General features: G+C 53.5%; 12 protein-coding genes, 1 tRNA gene, 3 rRNA genes and 1 other annotated feature (1 of these 17 cut by a window edge). Of the genes, 9 read left to right on the forward strand and 7 right to left on the reverse strand.

Annotated features, from left to right (window positions below; all coding sequences use genetic code 11):
• Nucleotides 1-50, reverse strand: a sequence feature (Phe leader region); it reaches 74 nt to the left of the window's first position.
• The 3 genes from P9J57_RS05065 to bamD form a co-directional block, all read right to left on the reverse strand.
• Entirely contained in the window at nucleotides 2-49 is a 48-nt protein-coding gene (locus P9J57_RS05065) for a hypothetical protein (RefSeq protein ID WP_193372328.1), read from the reverse strand. (Overlaps the previous feature by 48 nt.)
• A gap of 100 nt (nucleotides 51-150) precedes the next feature.
• On the reverse strand, nucleotides 151-483 hold the full coding sequence (gene raiA, locus P9J57_RS05070; RefSeq protein ID WP_013026886.1) for a ribosome-associated translation inhibitor RaiA: 333 nt from the start codon (nucleotides 481-483) through the stop codon (nucleotides 151-153).
• Nucleotides 484-760: 277 nt separating this feature from the next.
• Complete coding sequence (bamD, locus tag P9J57_RS05075; RefSeq protein ID WP_013026885.1) at nucleotides 761-1,492, reverse strand: outer membrane protein assembly factor BamD; 732 nt, start codon at nucleotides 1,490-1,492, stop codon at nucleotides 761-763.
• Between the two features lie 129 nt (nucleotides 1,493-1,621).
• Here bamD and rluD point away from each other — a divergent pair, with 129 nt between their 5' ends.
• From rluD to rrf, 7 genes are all read left to right on the forward strand, one after another.
• Nucleotides 1,622-2,602 carry a 23S rRNA pseudouridine(1911/1915/1917) synthase RluD gene (gene rluD / locus P9J57_RS05080; protein WP_013026884.1) on the forward strand — a complete coding sequence of 327 codons (981 nt, stop codon included), beginning with the start codon at nucleotides 1,622-1,624 and terminating at the stop codon, nucleotides 2,600-2,602.
• Entirely contained in the window at nucleotides 2,599-3,327 is a 729-nt protein-coding gene (gene yfiH / locus P9J57_RS05085) for a purine nucleoside phosphorylase YfiH (RefSeq protein ID WP_028715714.1), read from the forward strand. Before rluD ends, yfiH begins: the two co-directional genes overlap by 4 nt.
• 125 nt (nucleotides 3,328-3,452) lie before the next feature.
• On the forward strand, nucleotides 3,453-6,026 hold the full coding sequence (clpB, locus tag P9J57_RS05090; RefSeq protein ID WP_014605184.1) for an ATP-dependent chaperone ClpB: 2,574 nt from the start codon (nucleotides 3,453-3,455) through the stop codon (nucleotides 6,024-6,026).
• Nucleotides 6,027-6,502: 476 nt separating this feature from the next.
• Nucleotides 6,503-8,043: ribosomal RNA gene (locus tag P9J57_RS05095) — 16S ribosomal RNA — on the forward strand.
• Between the two features lie 90 nt (nucleotides 8,044-8,133).
• Nucleotides 8,134-8,208, forward strand: a tRNA-Glu gene (locus P9J57_RS05100).
• Nucleotides 8,209-8,449: 241 nt separating this feature from the next.
• Nucleotides 8,450-11,357 (forward strand): 23S ribosomal RNA (locus P9J57_RS05105).
• A 229-nt stretch (nucleotides 11,358-11,586) separates the two neighbouring features.
• Nucleotides 11,587-11,702, forward strand: a 5S ribosomal RNA gene (gene rrf, locus P9J57_RS05110).
• Together the 16S, 23S and 5S rRNA genes with 1 tRNA gene alongside form the textbook arrangement of a ribosomal RNA operon.
• Before the next feature lie 598 nt (nucleotides 11,703-12,300).
• Here rrf and P9J57_RS05115 read toward each other — a convergent pair.
• Nucleotides 12,301-12,762 (reverse strand): Lrp/AsnC family transcriptional regulator, encoded by a 462-nt coding sequence (locus tag P9J57_RS05115; protein ID WP_014605185.1) that lies wholly within the window; start codon nucleotides 12,760-12,762, stop codon nucleotides 12,301-12,303.
• Nucleotides 12,763-12,868: 106 nt separating this feature from the next.
• Between P9J57_RS05115 and P9J57_RS05120 the strand changes: the two genes are divergently transcribed.
• Nucleotides 12,869-13,936: a zinc-dependent alcohol dehydrogenase family protein gene (locus P9J57_RS05120; protein ID WP_206099795.1), complete on the forward strand. Its 1,068-nt coding sequence runs from the start codon at nucleotides 12,869-12,871 to the stop codon at nucleotides 13,934-13,936.
• Between the two features lie 236 nt (nucleotides 13,937-14,172).
• Nucleotides 14,173-15,468, forward strand: coding sequence for an MFS family transporter (locus P9J57_RS05125; RefSeq protein ID WP_015699646.1), 1,296 nt, complete (start codon nucleotides 14,173-14,175; stop codon nucleotides 15,466-15,468).
• A gap of 44 nt (nucleotides 15,469-15,512) precedes the next feature.
• Here the strand turns inward: P9J57_RS05125 and pssA are convergent, their stop codons facing one another.
• From pssA to P9J57_RS05140, 3 genes are all read right to left on the reverse strand, one after another.
• Nucleotides 15,513-16,868 carry a CDP-diacylglycerol--serine O-phosphatidyltransferase gene (gene pssA, locus P9J57_RS05130; RefSeq protein ID WP_042678092.1) on the reverse strand — a complete coding sequence of 452 codons (1,356 nt, stop codon included), beginning with the start codon at nucleotides 16,866-16,868 and terminating at the stop codon, nucleotides 15,513-15,515.
• Nucleotides 16,869-16,967: 99 nt separating this feature from the next.
• Entirely contained in the window at nucleotides 16,968-19,643 is a 2,676-nt protein-coding gene (locus P9J57_RS05135; protein WP_044042294.1) for a bifunctional acetate--CoA ligase family protein/GNAT family N-acetyltransferase, read from the reverse strand.
• Between the two features lie 108 nt (nucleotides 19,644-19,751).
• Nucleotides 19,752-20,432 (reverse strand): tRNA-uridine aminocarboxypropyltransferase, encoded by a 681-nt coding sequence (locus P9J57_RS05140; RefSeq protein WP_426144398.1) that lies wholly within the window; start codon nucleotides 20,430-20,432, stop codon nucleotides 19,752-19,754.
• Nucleotides 20,433-20,454 lie beyond the last annotated feature (22 nt).

Consider the following 20,454-nt stretch of genomic DNA (forward strand, 5'->3'; position numbering starts at 1 on the left):
GTCAGGGGAAGGTAAAAAAGAAAGCGAAGAAAAACGACAGTGTTTTCATGACAGGTTCCAAAAATAAGCTGTTCTGAGAGTAACCGCACAGATGAAAAGCTGTCAACAAAAAACGCGCCCGTAGGCGCGTCAGGAAGGTGAGGACAAAACTTACTCTTCGGCGGCGGGGGTAAAGTCTTTAACGCTGGTGGCCGCGCGGCGCGCTTCAGATTTGTGCTGCACTTTATTAAGTTGGCGCTCGAGTTTTCCTATCAGATCGTTGATAGCAGTGTACATATCGTCATGTTTGGCACTGGCGACCAGTGTACCGTTTGGCGTATTAATCGTGGCGTCTGCCACAAACTCTTTGGATTCTTTCGACAGAACGATATGCGGGTTAATCAGGTCGGTTTGCCACTTTTCTAGCTTGGCGAGACGGTCTTCGACGTGTTCACGGATGGCTGGAGTAATTTCCATTTGCTTACTGGTAATATTCACGATCATTATGCTTACCTCTCTGTGATTGCCGTCTGAATAGATCCAGCATAGCGCGATATCTCTGTAGATGTGTGATTTTGATCACAAAAAAATGTCACTTTTTGTCAACTACAGCAAATTGTGAGAAAGGGCGAGAATGTGGCCGAAAAGCCTTGAAGCTAACACCTTATCAAGGCATTCTTGATAAGTTAGCTCAACAGGTAAATCAACATTTTGCCTGTTTTATGCGCATAAAAAAGCAGCCTCCAGGGCTGCTTTTTTTGTGGCTCAACGCGCGAACGTCTCAGTCGTTGTTTGCTGCGATAATTTTTGCGACTTTATCCGCCTCGGCGTTCAGTTGCAACTGGCGATAGGCGTTTTCCATCAGCGGTAACGCATCGTGCGTCGCCTGCGTGTCCGGATAATCGCGCATCATGCCTTCAACACGGTTAACAACCGCGACATAGGCCCCACGCTTGGTATAGAATTGCGCCACTGAAAGCTCATATTTTGACAAACGGTCTTTCAGATAGACCTGACGTTTATAGGCATCGGCTGCATATTGGCTGTTTGGATAGCTGCGCAGCAGCTGTGCAAAGTCGCGGAATGCATCACGAGCATGGGTAGGATCGCGATCGGAACGGTCGATGCCGAAAAAGCCCTGCAATGCCGAATCATCCAGCGCCATATCCGTCAGCCCTTTCATATAGATGACGTAATCGATATTAGGATGCGTAGGATTTAAACGCATAAAGCGGCTGATGGCAGCCTGCGCCATCGGCAGATCGGCATTTTTATAGTACGCGTAGATCAAATCCAACTGAACCTGCTGCGAATAGGGACCGAATGGGTAACGATTATCCAGCGCTTCCAGTTGCTTAATCGCCGCTTTAAAGTTACCGTCCTGCAGCTTTTGTTGCGCTGTAGCATAGATTTCAGAAGGCGGGTTGTCCGGTACCGCGTCATTTGAGCCGGAACAACCAACAAGTGCCAGGCTCAGTGTGGCTGCAGCCACCAGATATTTCATACGCGTCATGACGAAGTGATTATCCTCAAAATGTTATGGCGGAAGCTGTCCGTATAGCTCCCGGTAATGACCAGGTACGATAGCACATTATATTAAACGGCATCGCCGTAAAACCCAACGTTAACGAAGAAGCTGTATATGGCACAACAAGTTCAACTCACCGCAACGGTATCCGAATCACAACTCGGACAACGTTTAGATCAAACTTTGGCGGAATTGTTCCCTGATTATTCACGTTCCCGCATAAAAGAGTGGATCCTTAACCAGCGCGTCAGTGTCAACGGCACTGTGACTGATAAGCCGAAAGAAAAAGTGCTCGGCGGCGAGCGCGTGACCATCGATGCTGAGATCGAAGAAGAGCAGCGCTGGGAACCCCAAAATATCCCGCTGGATATCGTCTACGAAGATGAAGATATCATTGTCATCAATAAACCACGTGACTTTGTGGTGCATCCGGGCGCGGGCAATCCTGATGGCACCGTACTCAATGCGCTGCTGCATCACTATCCCGCCATTGCCGATGTGCCGCGCGCGGGCATCGTTCATCGCCTGGACAAAGATACAACCGGGCTGATGGTCGTGGCGAAAACCGTCCCGGCGCAAACGCACCTTGTCGACGCCCTTCAGCGCCGTGAAATTACACGTGAATATGAAGCGGTCGCCATCGGTACGATGACTGCTGGCGGCACGGTCGATGAACCGATTAGCCGTCACTCGACTAAACGTACGCATATGTCCGTGCATCCCATGGGGAAACCGGCTGTCACTCACTATCGCATCATGGAGCATTTCCGTGCTCATACGCGGTTGCGTCTGCGCCTGGAAACCGGCCGTACGCACCAGATCCGTGTGCATATGTCGCATATTAATCATCCTCTGGTGGGCGACCCGCTTTACGGTGGCCGTCCGCGTCCGCCAAAAGGCGCATCGGAAGACTTTATTACCACGCTGCGCGGGTTTGATCGCCAGGCGCTGCATGCGACGATGCTCCGGCTTTACCATCCTATCTCTGGGATTGAGATGGAATTCCATGCCGCGATACCTCAGGACATGATTGATCTGATTGATGCGCTGAAAGCGGATACAGAGATGTTCAAGGATCAGCTGGACTGGCTATGAGCCTGATTATTCCACAATGGCCGGCACCCGATCGGGTGCGTGCCGTCTCAACATTACGGCAGGGCGGCGTGAGCGAGGGGAACTGGCGTTCGCTTAATCTCGGCAGCCATGTCGGTGACAAGCTGCATCATGTGGCAGCCAACCGTGAGCGGCTGATAGCGCTTGCGGCGTTGCCCGCGATGCCGCAGTGGCTGGAGCAGGTTCATTCAACCGACGTTGCCTGCCTGAGCGCAGGGGGAACCGCGCCGCGACAGGCAGATGCTTGTATTACGCGGGAAACGGGCGTGGTATGTGCAATCATGACGGCTGACTGCCTGCCTGTGCTGTTTTGTTCGGATGACGGCCGTGAAGTTGCTGCGGCTCATGCAGGATGGCGCGGGCTGTGTGGCGGCGTACTGGAAAATACCCTGGCACAGTTTCAGGCTGCGCCCGGCAATATTCACGCCTGGCTCGGGCCGGCCATTGGTCCTGATGCGTTCGAAGTCGGTGCAGAAGTGCGTCGCGCGTTTATGAATCACGATCCTGAGGCAGCTGCCGCTTTTCGTCCGGCGGGGGAAAAATTCTACGCGGATATCTGGCTACTGGCCCGTCAGCGGCTCCATGCTGCAGGCGTGAAATCAGTGAGTGCGGATTCACGTTGTACCTTTAGCGAGCAGGACGATTTTTTCTCCTATCGTCGGGATGGCATCACCGGCCGTATGGCAACTTTAATTTGGCTGTTATAGTCTTAGCCCGTAAGACGATCCAGACAGCGCGTTTTTTAGTCCTTTTTCAGGTCATTAACCTTGAATATTTGAGGAATGACCTCATTTTAATCTCCAGTAGCATTTGACCTGTAATGGGAGGAATTATGCGTCTGGATCGTCTTACTAATAAATTTCAACTCGCTCTGTCCGACGCGCAGTCTTTGGCTTTAGGACAGGATAACCAGTTTATTGAACCCTTGCACCTGATGAGCGCGTTGCTCAAGCAGGAAGGGAGTTCCGTTGCGCCCCTGTTGTCCTCAGCCGGTACTGACGTAGCATCGTTACGTACGCAAATTGATCAGGCTATTGACCGTTTGCCGCAGGTAGAAGGCAGCGGCGGAGATGTGCAGCCATCATCCGACCTGATCCGAGTGCTTAACCTGTGCGATAAGCTGGCACAGAAGCGCAACGACAACTTTATCTCATCAGAATTATTTGTTTTGGCAGCCCTGGATTCACGTGGCTCGCTGGCGGACATATTGAAATCCGCAGGCGTCACCAACGAAAAGCTCACCAAAGCGATTGAACAACTTCGTGGAGGCGACAACGTGAACGATCAGGGTGCTGAAGATCAGCGTCAGGCTTTAAAGAAATATACGATCGATCTCACCGAGCGCGCCGAGAAAGGCAAGCTCGATCCGGTGATTGGGCGTGATGAAGAGATTCGCCGTACCATCCAGGTACTGCAACGTCGTACTAAAAACAACCCCGTGTTGATTGGTGAGCCCGGCGTAGGTAAAACCGCCATCGTCGAAGGGCTGGCGCAGCGCATTATCAATGGTGAAGTGCCGGAAGGGCTGAAAGGCCGCCGTGTGCTGGCACTGGATATGGGCGCGCTGGTGGCAGGGGCTAAATACCGTGGTGAATTCGAAGAGCGTCTGAAAGGCGTGCTCAGCGACCTGTCTAAGCAGGAAGGCAACGTCATTCTGTTTATTGATGAGCTGCATACCATGGTGGGCGCGGGTAAAGCAGATGGTGCAATGGACGCCGGCAATATGCTGAAACCTGCGCTGGCGCGCGGCGAGTTACACTGTGTCGGCGCTACCACGCTGGACGAATATCGCCAGTATATCGAGAAAGACGCAGCGCTGGAGCGCCGTTTCCAGAAAGTGTTTGTGGCAGAGCCCAGCGTTGAAGATACCATCGCGATTTTGCGGGGTTTGAAAGAGCGTTATGAGTTGCACCATCATGTGCAGATCACTGACCCGGCTATCGTCGCGGCAGCAACGCTTTCTCATCGCTACATAGCCGATCGCCAGTTGCCAGATAAGGCGATTGACCTTATTGATGAGGCGGCATCCAGTATCCGTATGCAGATTGACTCCAAGCCGGAAGCACTGGATCGTCTGGAGCGCCGTATTATTCAGCTGAAGCTGGAACAGCAGGCGTTGAAGAAAGAATCTGATGATGCCAGCGTCAAACGTCTGGATATGCTGGAAGCCGAGCTAAACCAGAAAGAGCGTGAATATGCCGAGCTGGAAGAAGAGTGGAAAGCGGAAAAGGCCTCGTTGACCGGCACGCAGAATATCAAAGCGGAGCTGGAGCAGGCGCGCCTTACCCTTGAGCAGGCACGTCGCTCAGGCGATCTGGCACAGATGTCTGAACTGCAGTACGGCAAGATCCCGGCGCTGGAGAAACAGCTGGCTTCCGCTACACAGTCTGAAGGCAAGACGATGAAGCTGCTGCGTAACCGCGTAACGGACGTTGAGATTGCCGATGTTCTGGCGCGCTGGACCGGTATTCCGGTCGCCCGGATGATGGAAGGGGAGCGCGACAAACTTCTGCGTATGGAGCAGGAACTGCATTCACGAGTCATCGGACAGGATGAAGCGGTTGAAGCGGTTTCCAATGCCATTCGCCGTAGCCGCGCAGGTCTGGCCGATCCTAATCGTCCTGTCGGGTCGTTCCTGTTCCTGGGCCCAACAGGTGTGGGTAAAACGGAACTGTGTAAATCACTGGCTAACTTCCTGTTCGACAGTGACGATGCGATGGTTCGTATCGACATGTCAGAATTTATGGAAAAACATTCTGTGTCGCGGCTGGTGGGCGCACCTCCGGGTTATGTCGGCTATGAAGAGGGCGGCTATCTGACTGAAGCGGTTCGCCGTCGTCCTTATTCTGTGATCCTGTTGGATGAAATCGAGAAGGCGCATCCCGATGTCTTCAATATTTTGCTGCAGGTTCTGGATGATGGCCGGTTGACGGACGGACAAGGGCGCACCGTTGATTTCCGCAATACGGTCGTGATCATGACCTCTAACCTGGGCTCAGATTTAATTCAGGAACGTTTCGGCAATCTGAATTATCCCGAGATGAAAAATCTGGTGATGGGCGTAGTGGGTCAACATTTCCGTCCAGAGTTCGTGAACCGTATTGACGAGGTAGTGGTGTTCCATCCGCTGGGTGAGAAACACATTGCGTCTATTGCACAGATTCAACTGCAGCGGCTGTACAAACGTCTGGAAGACCGAGGCTATCAGCTGCATATCTCTGATGCGGCGATCAAACTGTTGGGCGAAAACGGTTATGACCCGGTTTACGGTGCGCGTCCACTGAAACGCGCTATCCAGCAGCAGATAGAAAACCCACTGGCACAGCAGATTCTTTCTGGTGAGCTGGTCCCGGGCAAAGTGATAGAGATGGACGTAAAAGACGATGTCATTACTGCCCACCAGTAAAGGCATATTTATTAAAAACGGGCGTTACGCCCGTTTTTTGTACGCGGAATCTGTGGTTTTGGCTTTTTTTAAAGCGTATTGCCTGGAAAGTAATCACTCGAAAGATTTATTTGAATTAGCGCTTGTCAGCCTAAAATATTTGCCTATAATGCGCCTCCACTGACACGGCACAACGGCTTACGGAATGCGGTGTTGAGAGGGTCAGGCAACTGAGCCGCCGGAGAAAAACTTCTGAAAAAGAGGTTGACTCTGAAGGAGGAAAGCGTAATATACGCCACCTCGCGACAGACGGTTAACCCGCTGTTCGCACTGCTCTTTAACAATTTATCAGACAATCTGTGTGGGCACTCGCAGGATTGATATCAGCGTCTCCGGACGTAAAAAATATCAAAGCCTCACGAGTGAACACATAATGAAATTCATTATGACGTTTTACAGATGAGCACCGCTGGACTTGTTTCAGCAAATCAAACTTTAAATTGAAGAGTTTGATCATGGCTCAGATTGAACGCTGGCGGCAGCCTAACACATGCAAGTCGGACGGTAGCACAGAGGAGCTTGCTCCTCGGGTGACGAGTGGCGGACGGGTGAGTAATGTCTGGGGATCTGCCCGATAGAGGGGGATAACCACTGGAAACGGTGGCTAATACCGCATAACGTCGCAAGACCAAAGAGGGGGACCTTCGGGCCTCTCACTATCGGATGAACCCAGATGGGATTAGCTAGTAGGCGGGGTAACGGCCCACCTAGGCGACGATCCCTAGCTGGTCTGAGAGGATGACCAGCCACACTGGAACTGAGACACGGTCCAGACTCCTACGGGAGGCAGCAGTGGGGAATATTGCACAATGGGCGCAAGCCTGATGCAGCCATGCCGCGTGTATGAAGAAGGCCTTCGGGTTGTAAAGTACTTTCAGCGGGGAGGAAGGCGATAAGGTTAATAACCTTGTCGATTGACGTTACCCGCAGAAGAAGCACCGGCTAACTCCGTGCCAGCAGCCGCGGTAATACGGAGGGTGCAAGCGTTAATCGGAATTACTGGGCGTAAAGCGCACGCAGGCGGTCTGTTAAGTCAGATGTGAAATCCCCGGGCTTAACCTGGGAACTGCATTTGAAACTGGCAGGCTTGAGTCTCGTAGAGGGGGGTAGAATTCCAGGTGTAGCGGTGAAATGCGTAGAGATCTGGAGGAATACCGGTGGCGAAGGCGGCCCCCTGGACGAAGACTGACGCTCAGGTGCGAAAGCGTGGGGAGCAAACAGGATTAGATACCCTGGTAGTCCACGCCGTAAACGATGTCGACTTGGAGGTTGTTCCCTTGAGGAGTGGCTTCCGGAGCTAACGCGTTAAGTCGACCGCCTGGGGAGTACGGCCGCAAGGTTAAAACTCAAATGAATTGACGGGGGCCCGCACAAGCGGTGGAGCATGTGGTTTAATTCGATGCAACGCGAAGAACCTTACCTACTCTTGACATCCACGGAATTCGGCAGAGATGCCTTAGTGCCTTCGGGAACCGTGAGACAGGTGCTGCATGGCTGTCGTCAGCTCGTGTTGTGAAATGTTGGGTTAAGTCCCGCAACGAGCGCAACCCTTATCCTTTGTTGCCAGCGATTCGGTCGGGAACTCAAAGGAGACTGCCGGTGATAAACCGGAGGAAGGTGGGGATGACGTCAAGTCATCATGGCCCTTACGAGTAGGGCTACACACGTGCTACAATGGCGCATACAAAGAGAAGCGACCTCGCGAGAGCAAGCGGACCTCATAAAGTGCGTCGTAGTCCGGATCGGAGTCTGCAACTCGACTCCGTGAAGTCGGAATCGCTAGTAATCGTGGATCAGAATGCCACGGTGAATACGTTCCCGGGCCTTGTACACACCGCCCGTCACACCATGGGAGTGGGTTGCAAAAGAAGTAGGTAGCTTAACCTTCGGGAGGGCGCTTACCACTTTGTGATTCATGACTGGGGTGAAGTCGTAACAAGGTAACCGTAGGGGAACCTGCGGTTGGATCACCTCCTTACCTGAAGATACTTTCCCGCGAAGTGCTCACACAGATTGTCTGATAGAAAGATAAAGAAGCAAGACGGCTGCGAAGTCGAGACACGTCAGTGTCCCCTTCGTCTAGCGGTTAGGACTCCGCCCTTTCACGGCGGCAACAGGGGTTCGAATCCCCTAGGGGACGCCACTTGCTTGGTGACAGGTGAAAGGTGTCTCCACGAAGTATCTCAAAACTGGCCTCAGGGTCACGTTTGAGATATTTGCTCTTTAACAATCCGGAACAAGCTGAAAATTTGAAACGACGCATTGTCGTGTTCCTCCGTAATAAGGAACACAGTACAACGCGTTCGAGTCTCTCAAAAGCTTACAGCTTACAAGCTAACTGTGAAGCCGTTACGGCGAAACAGATAAACGCCTGTGGGTTGTGAGGTTAAGCGACTAAGCGTACACGGTGGATGCCCTGGCAGTCAGAGGCGATGAAGGGCGTGCTAATCTGCGATAAGCGCCGGTAAGGTGATATGAACCGCAATAACCGGCGATACCCGAATGGGGAAACCCAGTGTGACTCGTCACACTATCATGCAGTGAATACATAGCTGTATGAGGCGAACCGGGGGAACTGAAACATCTAAGTACCCCGAGGAAAAGAAATCAACCGAGATTCCCCCAGTAGCGGCGAGCGAACGGGGAGGAGCCCAGAACCATCATCAGCTTGTGCATCAGTGGAAGCGTCTGGAAAGTCGCAGGGTACAGGGTGATACTCCCGTACACAAAGGTGCACAGGCTGTGAGTTCGATGAGTAAGGCGGGACACGTGGTATCCTGTCTGAATATGGGGGGACCATCCTCCAAGGCTAAATACTCCTGACTGACCGATAGTGAACCAGTACCGTGAGGGAAAGGCGAAAAGAACCCCGGCGAGGGGAGTGAAACAGAACCTGAAACCGTGTACGTACAAGCAGTGGGAGCCTTCTTTATGGGGGTGACTGCGTACCTTTTGTATAATGGGTCAGCGACTTATATTCTGTAGCAAGGTTAACCGTATAGGGGAGCCGCAGGGAAACCGAGTCTTAACTGGGCGTTAAGTTGCAGGGTATAGACCCGAAACCCGGTGATCTAGCCATGGGCAGGTTGAAGGTTGGGTAACACTAACTGGAGGACCGAACCGACTAATGTTGAAAAATTAGCGGATGACCTGTGGCTGGGGGTGAAAGGCCAATCAAACCGGGAGATAGCTGGTTCTCCCCGAAAGCTATTTAGGTAGCGCCTCGTGAACTCATCTCCGGGGGTAGAGCACTGTTTCGGCTAGGGGGCCATCCCGGCTTACCAACCCGATGCAAACTGCGAATACCGGAGAATGTTATCACGGGAGACACACGGCGGGTGCTAACGTCCGTCGTGAAGAGGGAAACAACCCAGACCGCCAGCTAAGGTCCCAAAGTCATGGTTAAGTGGGAAACGATGTGGGAAGGCCCAGACAGCCAGGATGTTGGCTTAGAAGCAGCCATCATTTAAAGAAAGCGTAATAGCTCACTGGTCGAGTCGGCCTGCGCGGAAGATGTAACGGGGCTAAACCATGCACCGAAGCTGCGGCAGCGACGCTTATGCGTTGTTGGGTAGGGGAGCGTTCTGTAAGCCGTCGAAGGTGTGCTGTGAGGCATGCTGGAGGTATCAGAAGTGCGAATGCTGACATAAGTAACGATAAACAAGGTGAAAAACCTTGTCGCCGGAAGACCAAGGGTTCCTGTTCAACGTTAATCGGAGCAGGGTGAGTCGACCCCTAAGGCGAGGCCGAAAGGCGTAGTCGATGGGAAACAGGTTAATATTCCTGTACTTGGTGTTACTGCGAAGGGGGGACGGAGAAGGCTATATCGGCCGGGCGACGGTTGTCCCGGTTTAAGCGTGTAGGTGTGTGTTCCAGGCAAATCCGGTTCACTTTACACTGAGGCGTGACGACGAGGCACTACGGTGCTGAAGTGATAAATGCCCTGCTTCCAGGAAAAGCCTCTAAGCATCAGGTAACACAAAATCGTACCCCAAACCGACACAGGTGGTCAGGTAGAGAATACCAAGGCGCTTGAGAGAACTCGGGTGAAGGAACTAGGCAAAATGGTGCCGTAACTTCGGGAGAAGGCACGCTGGCGCGTAGGTGAAGGGACTTGCTCCCGGAGCCGAAGCCAGTCGAAGATACCAGCTGGCTGCAACTGTTTATTAAAAACACAGCACTGTGCAAACACGAAAGTGGACGTATACGGTGTGACGCCTGCCCGGTGCCGGAAGGTTAATTGATGGGGTTATCCGCAAGGAGAAGCTCTTGATCGAAGCCCCGGTAAACGGCGGCCGTAACTATAACGGTCCTAAGGTAGCGAAATTCCTTGTCGGGTAAGTTCCGACCTGCACGAATGGCGTAATGATGGCCAGGCTGTCTCCACCCGAGACTCAGTGAAATTGAAATCGCTGTGAAGATGCAGTGTACCCGCGGCAAGACGGAAAGACCCCGTGAACCTTTACTACAGCTTGACACTGAACACTGAGCCTTGATGTGTAGGATAGGTGGGAGGCTTTGAAGCGTGGACGCCAGTCTGCGTGGAGCCGGCCTTGAAATACCACCCTTTAATGTTTGGTGTTCTAACGTAGGCCCGTAATCCGGGCTGCGGACAGTGTCTGGTGGGTAGTTTGACTGGGGCGGTCTCCTCCCAAAGCGTAACGGAGGAGCACGAAGGTTGGCTAATCCTGGTCGGACATCAGGAGGTTAGTGCAATGGCATAAGCCAGCTTGACTGCGAGAGTGACGGCTCGAGCAGGTGCGAAAGCAGGTCATAGTGATCCGGTGGTTCTGAATGGAAGGGCCATCGCTCAACGGATAAAAGGTACTCCGGGGATAACAGGCTGATACCGCCCAAGAGTTCATATCGACGGCGGTGTTTGGCACCTCGATGTCGGCTCATCACATCCTGGGGCTGAAGTAGGTCCCAAGGGTACGGCTGTTCGCCGTTTAAAGTGGTACGCGAGCTGGGTTTAGAACGTCGTGAGACAGTTCGGTCCCTATCTGCCGTGGGCGCTGGAGAATTGAGGGGGGTTGCTCCTAGTACGAGAGGACCGGAGTGAACGCACCGCTGGTGTCCGGGTTGTCACGCCAGTGGCACTGCCCGGTAGCTAAGTGCGGAAAAGATAAGTGCTGAAAGCATCTAAGCACGAAACTTGCCCCGAGATGAGTTCTCCCTGAGCCTTTAAGGCTCCTGAAGGGACGTTGAAGACGACGACGTTGATAGGCCGGGTGTGTAAGCGCAGCGATGCGTTGAGCTTACCGGTACTAATGACCCGTGAGGCTTAACCTTACAACGCCAGAGGCGTTTTGGTTGAGAGACGACTTAAATTTTCAGCATTGTTTACCGGATAAAGAATTTAGTTCTGTTCTGCGGACGTGAGTCCGAAGGATTTTGCGCTGAGTGCAAGGCGGTAACCGAGACGGGGTGAAGGAGCATACTGAGGTATGTGACTGAGCGGCGCGAGGGAAGCCAGCGCGGCAGCAGCGTGAAAGACGCAGGACGGAGCACAAAGAATTTGCCTGGCGGCTGTAGCGCGGTGGTCCCACCTGACCCCATGCCGAACTCAGAAGTGAAACGCCGTAGCGCCGATGGTAGTGTGGGGTCTCCCCATGCGAGAGTAGGGAACTGCCAGGCATCAAATTGAACGACCTGCACGTAACTTCGGGCAGTTCACTACTCAGTAGAGTAGGACAAAAGCGAACGCTTTTGAACACTGCGAGGCAGCGGCCCGAAGGGTGAATCACAGCGTGATTCATAAACTGCCAGGCATCAAACAAGTAAAAAAGCCCTGAACTGACGTTCAGGGCTTTTTTACGTGCGTAACCGGTGAAAAGCGGGTCGTCAGGCCGGCTGTCCTGCACGGCCGGGACCGCGCGAGTGCCTTCCGCGTCATTAAAACCGCCGGATCGGGAAAATGGCGCGTGAGAAAGCCGGATGGCATGCCGCGCCCGGCGTCATATACCTGCACCCCCTGCCCAAAGACGACGAACCGCCTGATCATCGTGATACAACAAACGCCATCGATACAAAAGCCGCAGGTCAACAAAAGCCGCAAGTACCTGACCGCAATTCACCGCATTCCTTCTCTGTTTGAGATCCAGCACAATGCAATAGCTGTTTTTTTAACCGATAGCATTAATCAGGCAACAAGGAATTTGCCGACTACCTAGCTATGAAGGGTAGAACGAGTGAAAAGCAACTTTGCATTGCATCCTGCAAAATCGCGACACCGTTAAACCGGTAGCGGATGCGTTTTCTTCACTTCTCTGAGCGAAATCGAAGAATTAATACTCAGTATCCCCGGTAATTTACGCAGTTCCTTTTCGATAAAAAGACTGTAATGGTCTAAGTCGCGCGCCACGACCTGTAAAAGGAAATCAGCTTCACCGGTAATGTTGTGGCAGGAAAGCACATAGGGATTGGCATTAATCCTGTCTTCAAAATCCCGCGTTGCCGCTTCACTGTGCTGGCTACAGACCAGACGGACAAATGCCATCACGCCAAAGCCCACTTTTCTGCGGTTAACCACCGCCTGATAACCCTCAATAAACGCCTCATCCTCAAGCCGTTTCAGACGTCGCCATGCAGAAGCCGGGCTAACATCCAAATCCTGTGAAAGTTTAAGACTCGATACCCTGCCGTCCTGCTGCAGATAACGCAGCAGCGCCAGATCTTTCTTATCAAGAAGACTCACTGAAATATCCACTCAACCATTGCATGTTTGATGAAGGATAATTTCATAAATAATTATCCGCCTGCAACAGATGAAAAGTAATTTCCGAATCGAAAGGTATAATTTTATGAACGCCTACGATGAGGGTTTACTGATGAAAGCAGTGATATACGAGTCATTTCTGTCGCCGCCGATGCTGCAAACGGTCCCGGACCCTACTCCCGAGCCGCATGGCGTGGTGATTCGGGTCAAAGCCACCGGTGTTTGCCGAAGTGACTGGCACGGCTGGGTCGGGCACGATCCCGATATTCCTCTGCCTCATGTGCCGGGACACGAATTCGCAGGCACAATTGAAGCCGTTGGCAACGCGGTGACTAAATGGCGGCCAGGCGATAATGTCACGGTACCCTTCGTATCGGGGTGCGGCTTTTGTCACGAATGTCATACCGGTAATCAGCAGGTCTGTGACCATCAGTTCCAGCCTGGCTTCACGCACTGGGGATCGTTCGCCGAATACGTAGCGATACAGCAGGCCGACTTAAACCTTATCGCACTGCCGGACACGCTGAACTTCACTACCGCAGCCAGTCTCGGGTGCCGTTTTATTACCTCGTTCAGGGCAGTGGTCGATCAGGGAAGAACGTCGGCAGGACAGTGGCTTGCCGTGCACGGCTGTGGCGGTGTGGGACTTTCCGCCATCATGATCGCGAATGCGCTCGGGGCAAACGTGGTGGCGGTGGATATTTCGGATGAAAAGCTGCAGCTGGCCCGTGATTTGGGTGCAGTTGCCGTAGTAAATGGCGCTCGCGTGCACAATGTGGCGGAAGCCATTAGAGAAATCACCCAAGGCGGAGCACATGTGTCACTGGATGCGCTGGGTCATACTGTGACCTGCGTGAACTCCATTCATTCCTTAAGAAAAAGAGGCAGGCACATCCAGATAGGCCTGATGGCGGGCGAACACAGTGCACCGCCCATTCCAATGGCCAGCGTTATTGCTAACGAACTGGAGATTATTGGCAGTCACGGCATGCAGGCTCATCGTTACGGCGACATGATGAACATGATTGCCACCGGTAAACTCTGTCCTGAAAAGCTCATTGGCCGCACCATCAGCCTCAAGCAATCCATAGAAGCGTTAATCAATATGGATAAGTTTGAATCACCGGGCGTCACGGTAGTCACGACGTTCTGATGCACTAAAACACCGGCCTGTCTGCACTGCTCGTACACATGTTGTAGAGAAAGGTCGGTCGTTTTTGATATTCGTAGCGGGCTGGCGCGGTGGTCTGACACTTTCAGTTGTTACAGCAAATTAACAACATAAGTCACATTTTGTCATCCAGAACCAACACCTCTTTCCGTTTTATTCCCGTCCATGCTTTACTCAACGCTTTAACGCTGCTTATCAGCATGGAGCCGAGGCATAGCATGTCAGATGTGATCAAAAATCCACAATCGCAGTTGCTCGACAGAAAAAAACGTATCTGGGCCATAGTAGGTGCATCCTCAGGTAATCTCGTCGAATGGTTCGACTTTTATGTGTACTCGTTTTTCTCACTCTACTTTGCCCATATCTTCTTTCCGCAAGGGGATACGACAACCCAGTTGCTCCAGACGGCAGGCGTGTTTGCCGCAGGCTTTTTAATGAGGCCGATTGGCGGATGGTTATTTGGCTATATTGGTGACCGCCACGGGCGTAAAAAATCCATGCTGATTTCTGTCTGTATGATGTGTTTCGGATCGCTGGTTATCGCCTGTCTGCCGGGTTACAACAGCATTGGGATAGCCGCGCCAGCCCTGCTGTTACTGGCTCGTATGTTCCAGGGGCTGTCGGTGGGCGGGGAGTACGGCACAAGTGCAACCTATATGAGTGAAGTGGCCCTGGAAGGGCGCAAAGGCTTTTATGCCTCCTTTCAATACGTCACCTTAATTGGTGGGCAGTTAGCCGCTGTGCTGACGGTGGTGGTGCTGCAGTTCATCTTAACCGACCAGGAGCTACGCACATGGGGCTGGCGCATCCCGTTCTTTTTAGGCGCTGCGCTGGCCGTGGTGGCGTTATGGCTGCGCCGCTCTCTGGACGAAACCTCCGATAAACAGAGCCGTGAGCATCGGGATGCCGGTAGCGTCATTGGCCTGTTACGTAATCACACCAAACCCTTCCTGATGGTGCTGGGCTTTACGGCGGGCGGTTCGTTGAGCTTTTACACCTTTACAACCTACATGCAAAAGTATCTGGTAAATACCTCTGGTATGGATGCGAAAACCGCCAGTGCATTGATGACCGGTGTGCTCTTCGTCTATATGCTGCTGCAGCCCGTTATTGGCGGTTTGTCGGATAAAATAGGCCGACGCACGTCCATGATGATTTTCGGTGCCGGTGCAGCAATCTGTACCGTACCCATCCTTACTCTGCTGCAAAACGTACAGAGTCCGGGCATGGCATTTGTTCTGATTATGCTGGCACTGCTTATTACCAGCTTTTACACCTCGATCAGTGGGATTCTGAAAGCTGAGATGTTTCCGCCGCAGGTGCGAGCCCTGGGCGTCGGGCTGTCTTATGCGGTGGCGAATGCGATCTTCGGTGGGTCTGCAGAGTACGTGGCGTTACTGATGAAGCACAAAGGGATGGAAACCACCTTCTTCTGGTACGTGTCTGCGATGGGCGCGCTGGCGTTTCTGGTTTCGCTGCTGCTCCACCGGCATGGGAAAGGAATTAAGCTGTAGCAGAGGAAAGGAGTGCCGCAGGCAGGCTGCGGCATTCTGAGGGTTTACAGTATGCGGCTGATGAGGCGGTCAATACGAATACGGCGTAGACGGCGAATCAGCTTACGCACTTTCGCCGGGTAGTCAGCGATGCTCTCCAGCTCACGAAAGTGTCCAACGACCGTGGTATGTTGACGGATCAGCATCAGCTCATGCTGTCGCTGATCGGCCAACTGCTGATGCGGATCGTGGATCAGTACCGCATTCTCGAGATCCAGCCGCCAGGCGCGGGGATTAAGATTGTTGCCTGTGATGAGCTGCCACTCATCGTCAACCCACATTCCTTTCAGGTGATAGCTGTTTTCACCGTCTTTCCATAAACGTACGGTCAGCTGCCCGTTGCTAACGTAGTACTGCAGTCGGCTTAAAAAGCGACGCAGGTTAATTTCGTAGAGGTAGGGCAGTGCACCGATGATCTTAAATGGCTGATCGGGTGCGATATAGAAGTCATTCGCTGTTTTATCACCCACGATGATCTCAACGTCACGCCCCTGACGTAGCAGGCCAATGATATTGCGCACCAGCAGCGCAGGCAGGTTGAAATAAGGCGTGCAGATGGTGAGCTTCTTTTCAGCGCAGGGCATCAAATGGAAAATGGTCTTGTTCAGCAGGCTACGCTTGCCCAGGCCGACCAGTGGCGTCACGGTGAGTTCATCGTTGCCGGCGTTGCCTTCAAACTGATAGTTGAACCCGCGCAGGTCCTGACGAAACTGACGCGTTTCATTTTTAATTTCCGGACTGGAAGGACGCTCAGCATAGTCCAGGCGATTGACGGCCTCGGCGTCTTTTAAATGGTGGTTGATCCATTCAAACATGGTATCGGCCAGCGCGGGATTACGAATGAGCTGGTAGCGATCGTAGCGGTATTTATCGTGCTGATGCAGGTAAACGTCATTCAGGCTGGCCCCGCTGTAGAGCAGCGTATCATCAATGATGAAGCCTTTCAGATGCAGTACTCCGAGTGCCTCGCGAGTATTAACCGGAATGCCGTAGACAGGAATGACGTGGTCGGGATGCTGTTGGGCCATCTCACAATACCAGTCGGCATTGGTCACGCCTCGTGCAGCACCAATGCGGCCACGTTGGGCACGGTGCCAGTCGACTAAAATACTGATGTCGAGCTGTGGGCGAGCGAGTTTCGCAGCATACAGTGCATTCATGACGGCGCGGCCCGCATCGTCATTTTCCAGATAGAGTGCGACGATACAAATGCGCGATTGCGCTGACGCAATCTTTTCCAAAAGCGTCTCACGAAATTCGGCGGGCGAATAAAGCGTCGACACATCCGCAACAGATTGTGACAGTTTAGGCAGCTGTGCGAGGTGTTGTTGGTGTTTATTGCGTTTAAATTTAGACAACATCACAGTGCACTTCTTCTCGGTTCATTGTATGGCCTTTTGCCACCAAATCAGGGTCATAACGCTAAATAATAACATCAACCACGACGAACTGGGCGATTTTTACTTTTCTCTACACGGCAAACTGACATTATCCTGTAACAAAAGCTTAAGACTGACGATGCCATCGTCCATTTGGACATCCACGTCAAAGTTGAGTTTTTTCGCCAGCGTCACCATGCCGCGGTTGCCGGGCATGGTAATGCCATTCAGTTGTTGCAAGCCATGCGCGCGGGTGTAACGGATCATTTTTTCCAGTAAACGTCTTCCCATCCCCAGCCCTTTAAGATCGGAGCGCACCAGTACCGAAAACTCGGCATCAACGTTGTCGGCATCCGAAATCGCGCGGGTCACACCGATGATTTCTGGCTGCCCCTGATGCTGCCGAACGGCGACAATCGCCATTTCCCGGTCGTAGTCAATCTGCGTCATATTGGCCAAATCGTCATGGGTGAATTCATTAATTTCGCTAAAGTAGCGGTAGTAGAGATCTTCTTTCGTCACCTGGCTGATAAAGTCACGCAGCAGCGGTTCATCTTCCGGCAGGATAGGGCGGAATAAGCAGTGCTGACCGTCCTTCAACTCGACCTGTTCTTCCAGGTGCTGAGGATAGGGTCGGATGGCCAGACGCGTTTCGTTATCACCGTCAAAAGGCGCAAGCGTCAGCGTAACGTCCAGTAAGGTGAAATCGCTACCTGCCGCCAGCAGCGGATGAATATCCAGCCGTTGTATTTCCGGGCAATCTACCACCAGGTTAGAGACTTGAACCAGCAGTTGGCTCAGGCCAGCTACATCAAGCGGAATCAAGGCACTTCGGCTGCGGACCTTGCCGCTTTTTATTGCCTGGATCACCAGATAGCGCGCCAGGGTCATATTCAGCGGCGGCAAAGCAACCGCCGCCTGTTTCTCTGCCTGCCACTCTACGCCGCCTTCACCCAGCATGATGATGGGGCCAAACAGCGCATCCTGCTCCACCACAATCCGCAGCTCCTGGGCACCAGCCCGGTTCGCCATGCTCTGCACCACCAGTCCTTCAATACGCGCATGCGGCAGCGTCTGCCTGACCCGGTCAATAATCGCGTCCGCCGCGCGTTTAACTTCGGCGGCGTTACGCAGGTAGAGCATGACGCCCTGCACTTCGGACTTATGCGCCACATCGGGCGAACGGAGCTTCAGCGCGACCGGATAGCCGGTTTGTTCAGCAATCGTGACGGCGTCCTCACTGTCTTTTGCTATCCAGGTGGGTAACGTCGCGAGGCCGTAAGCTTTAAGAACGGGCTGCACTTCGTGCGTATCCAGCGACAGGATGCCCTTATCCAGCGCCTGAGACAGCAACTGGTGGGCCTGAGCGCTGTCCTGGGTCAGGTTTACTGGCAGGGCGGGGGTTTCCCGCAACAATTTCTGGTTACGCCGGTATTCAACCTGATGCATAAAGGCGGTGACGGTGCCCTCCGGCGTTCGCCAGGTGGGAATGCCGGCCTGAGTAAAAGCACGGCGCGCTGCCTGAGAGGAGAATTCGCCGCACCAGTTGGTCAACAGCGTGAGCTGTTTTCCGCGCGGATGCTGATGAATAAGCTGAATGATTTTCTCTGCGGTTTCGGTCGCCGGGGCAACAGCGCTGGGGGCATGAATAATCATCAGGGCATCTAAATCATGGCTGTCGAGCAGGACGGCCAGGCAGGCCAGATAGCGTTCCGGCGTTGCATCGTCCTTTAAATCGACCGGATTGCCGTGCCCGACGCCTTCCGGCAGAACGGCACTAAGCTGCTCTATCGTTTGCTCGCCCAGCGTGGCGAGCTTACCGTTGCGGGCATAGAGTTCATCTAACGCCAGCGCGGCGGGAGCCGCGCCATTGCTGATAATCATCAGCCGGTGCCCGCGTGGTGGACGCATATGGCTCAGGGACTCAACTGCGGTGAACAGCTCGTGCGTATCCTGCACCCGTAACAAGCCCGCACGCTGGATCGCCGCATCCCAGGCGGCATCGAGACCGCTGTGCGTACCAAGCAGCGCCTGTGCCTGGCGACTGCGGCCGCTTTTGATAATCAAAATAGGTTTGTTACGGGATGCGCTACGGGAGGCCGACACAAACCGGCGGGCATCGCTAAGGTGTTCAAGATAAAGCAGAATCGCGCTGGTTTTGCCGTCACGGGCCAGAAAATCCAGCAGATCGTCCACGTCGGTATCCAGGCTGTCGCCTAAGGCGATAAACCATGAAAAACCCAGGTTACGTTGCTGCGCCCAGTCAAGAATGGTGTTGGAGACGGCTGATGACTGCGATATGAACGCAATACGGCCTTTGGCGATGGGAACAGGAGAAAAGCTGGCGTTAAGCCCCTGCCACGGGGCCAGCAATCCCAGACTGTTTGGGCCTAACAATCGGATCTGCCAGCGGCTGGCGCAGGCTTTTAACTCGGCGAGCTGACTGGCGGGGGCGGAGAGGATGATGCAGGCTTTACAGCCTTTCTCGCCGAGCTCTTGTAACAGCCCCAGATTTCTTTTGTGATGGGTACAGATCACCGCCAGGTCGGGGGCGAAGGGCAAACTGTGAATATCAGGCCAGGCCAGCACGCCGCTAACGGCTTTATATTTTGGCGTCACCGGCAACACCGGGCCGCTAAAGCCGCCCGCCAGCAGATTACGCATCATAAAATAGCCTGCCCGTCCCGGCTTGACCGAGGCGCCGATTACCGCAATTGATTTTGGTCTTAACAGCGCTTCCAGTCCACGTTGACTCATCACCTTCTCCATTCGTCGGCATTTAGGGGAGTGTAAACGCTTTTGGGCTTTTTTACCGTCGGGCAGATCCCAGCCTGAATAATGACAAGCGGCCTGCCAGGGCGAGTGTTACTTCTTCTGGTCGGGATGATGCGGCTTACCGGCAAGATAGGCCTGACGGAACTGCTCAAAGTGCAGGGTCAATGCCTCGCCAGCCGCACGGTCGCCGGCCTGGTGCAGCAGCGCCGCGGCAATCTCTGCGGTGCAGTGCTGACCTTCGCCATGCGCTTCGCGCAGCCTGTAGCGGGACGGCGCGGTGACGTTGAGCGAGATCACCGGAAAGCGGTCAAGCCAGGGGCTTTTACGAAACATCTTGCGGGCTTCATTCCAGGTACCATCCAGCATGATAAACAGCGGCGGTTTACCTGACAGCGGCGGCGAATGCACAATCTGGCGACCTTCATCGGCGTAAGATGCAGGGAAAACCACCAGGGGCTGATAAGCCTCACTGGCCACGGCCTGCAGCAGTAAAGGATCGGGCTCGGTGCGTGACCAGCCAAAGGCCTGGGTATCTGGCAAGACGTCGGCGATCAACCGGCCCGTATTACTTGGCTTCATCGGTTCGGTATCAAACATCACCAGACAAAAGCGACTGCGGGCAGACTGCACACGAATGCTGGCGCACAGACAGTGTTTTTCCGGCAACAGGCATCCCTGGCAACGAAGCACACGGTTTCCACGCGCCAGAAAGGGACGTGTGGCGCGGGCCAGACGTTGGGCACGTAAACGCAAAACGGCATTTTCAGACATGATTATTCAGGACAGGAAAAAG

The organism is Pantoea sp. nfd-35, assembly GCF_056892255.1.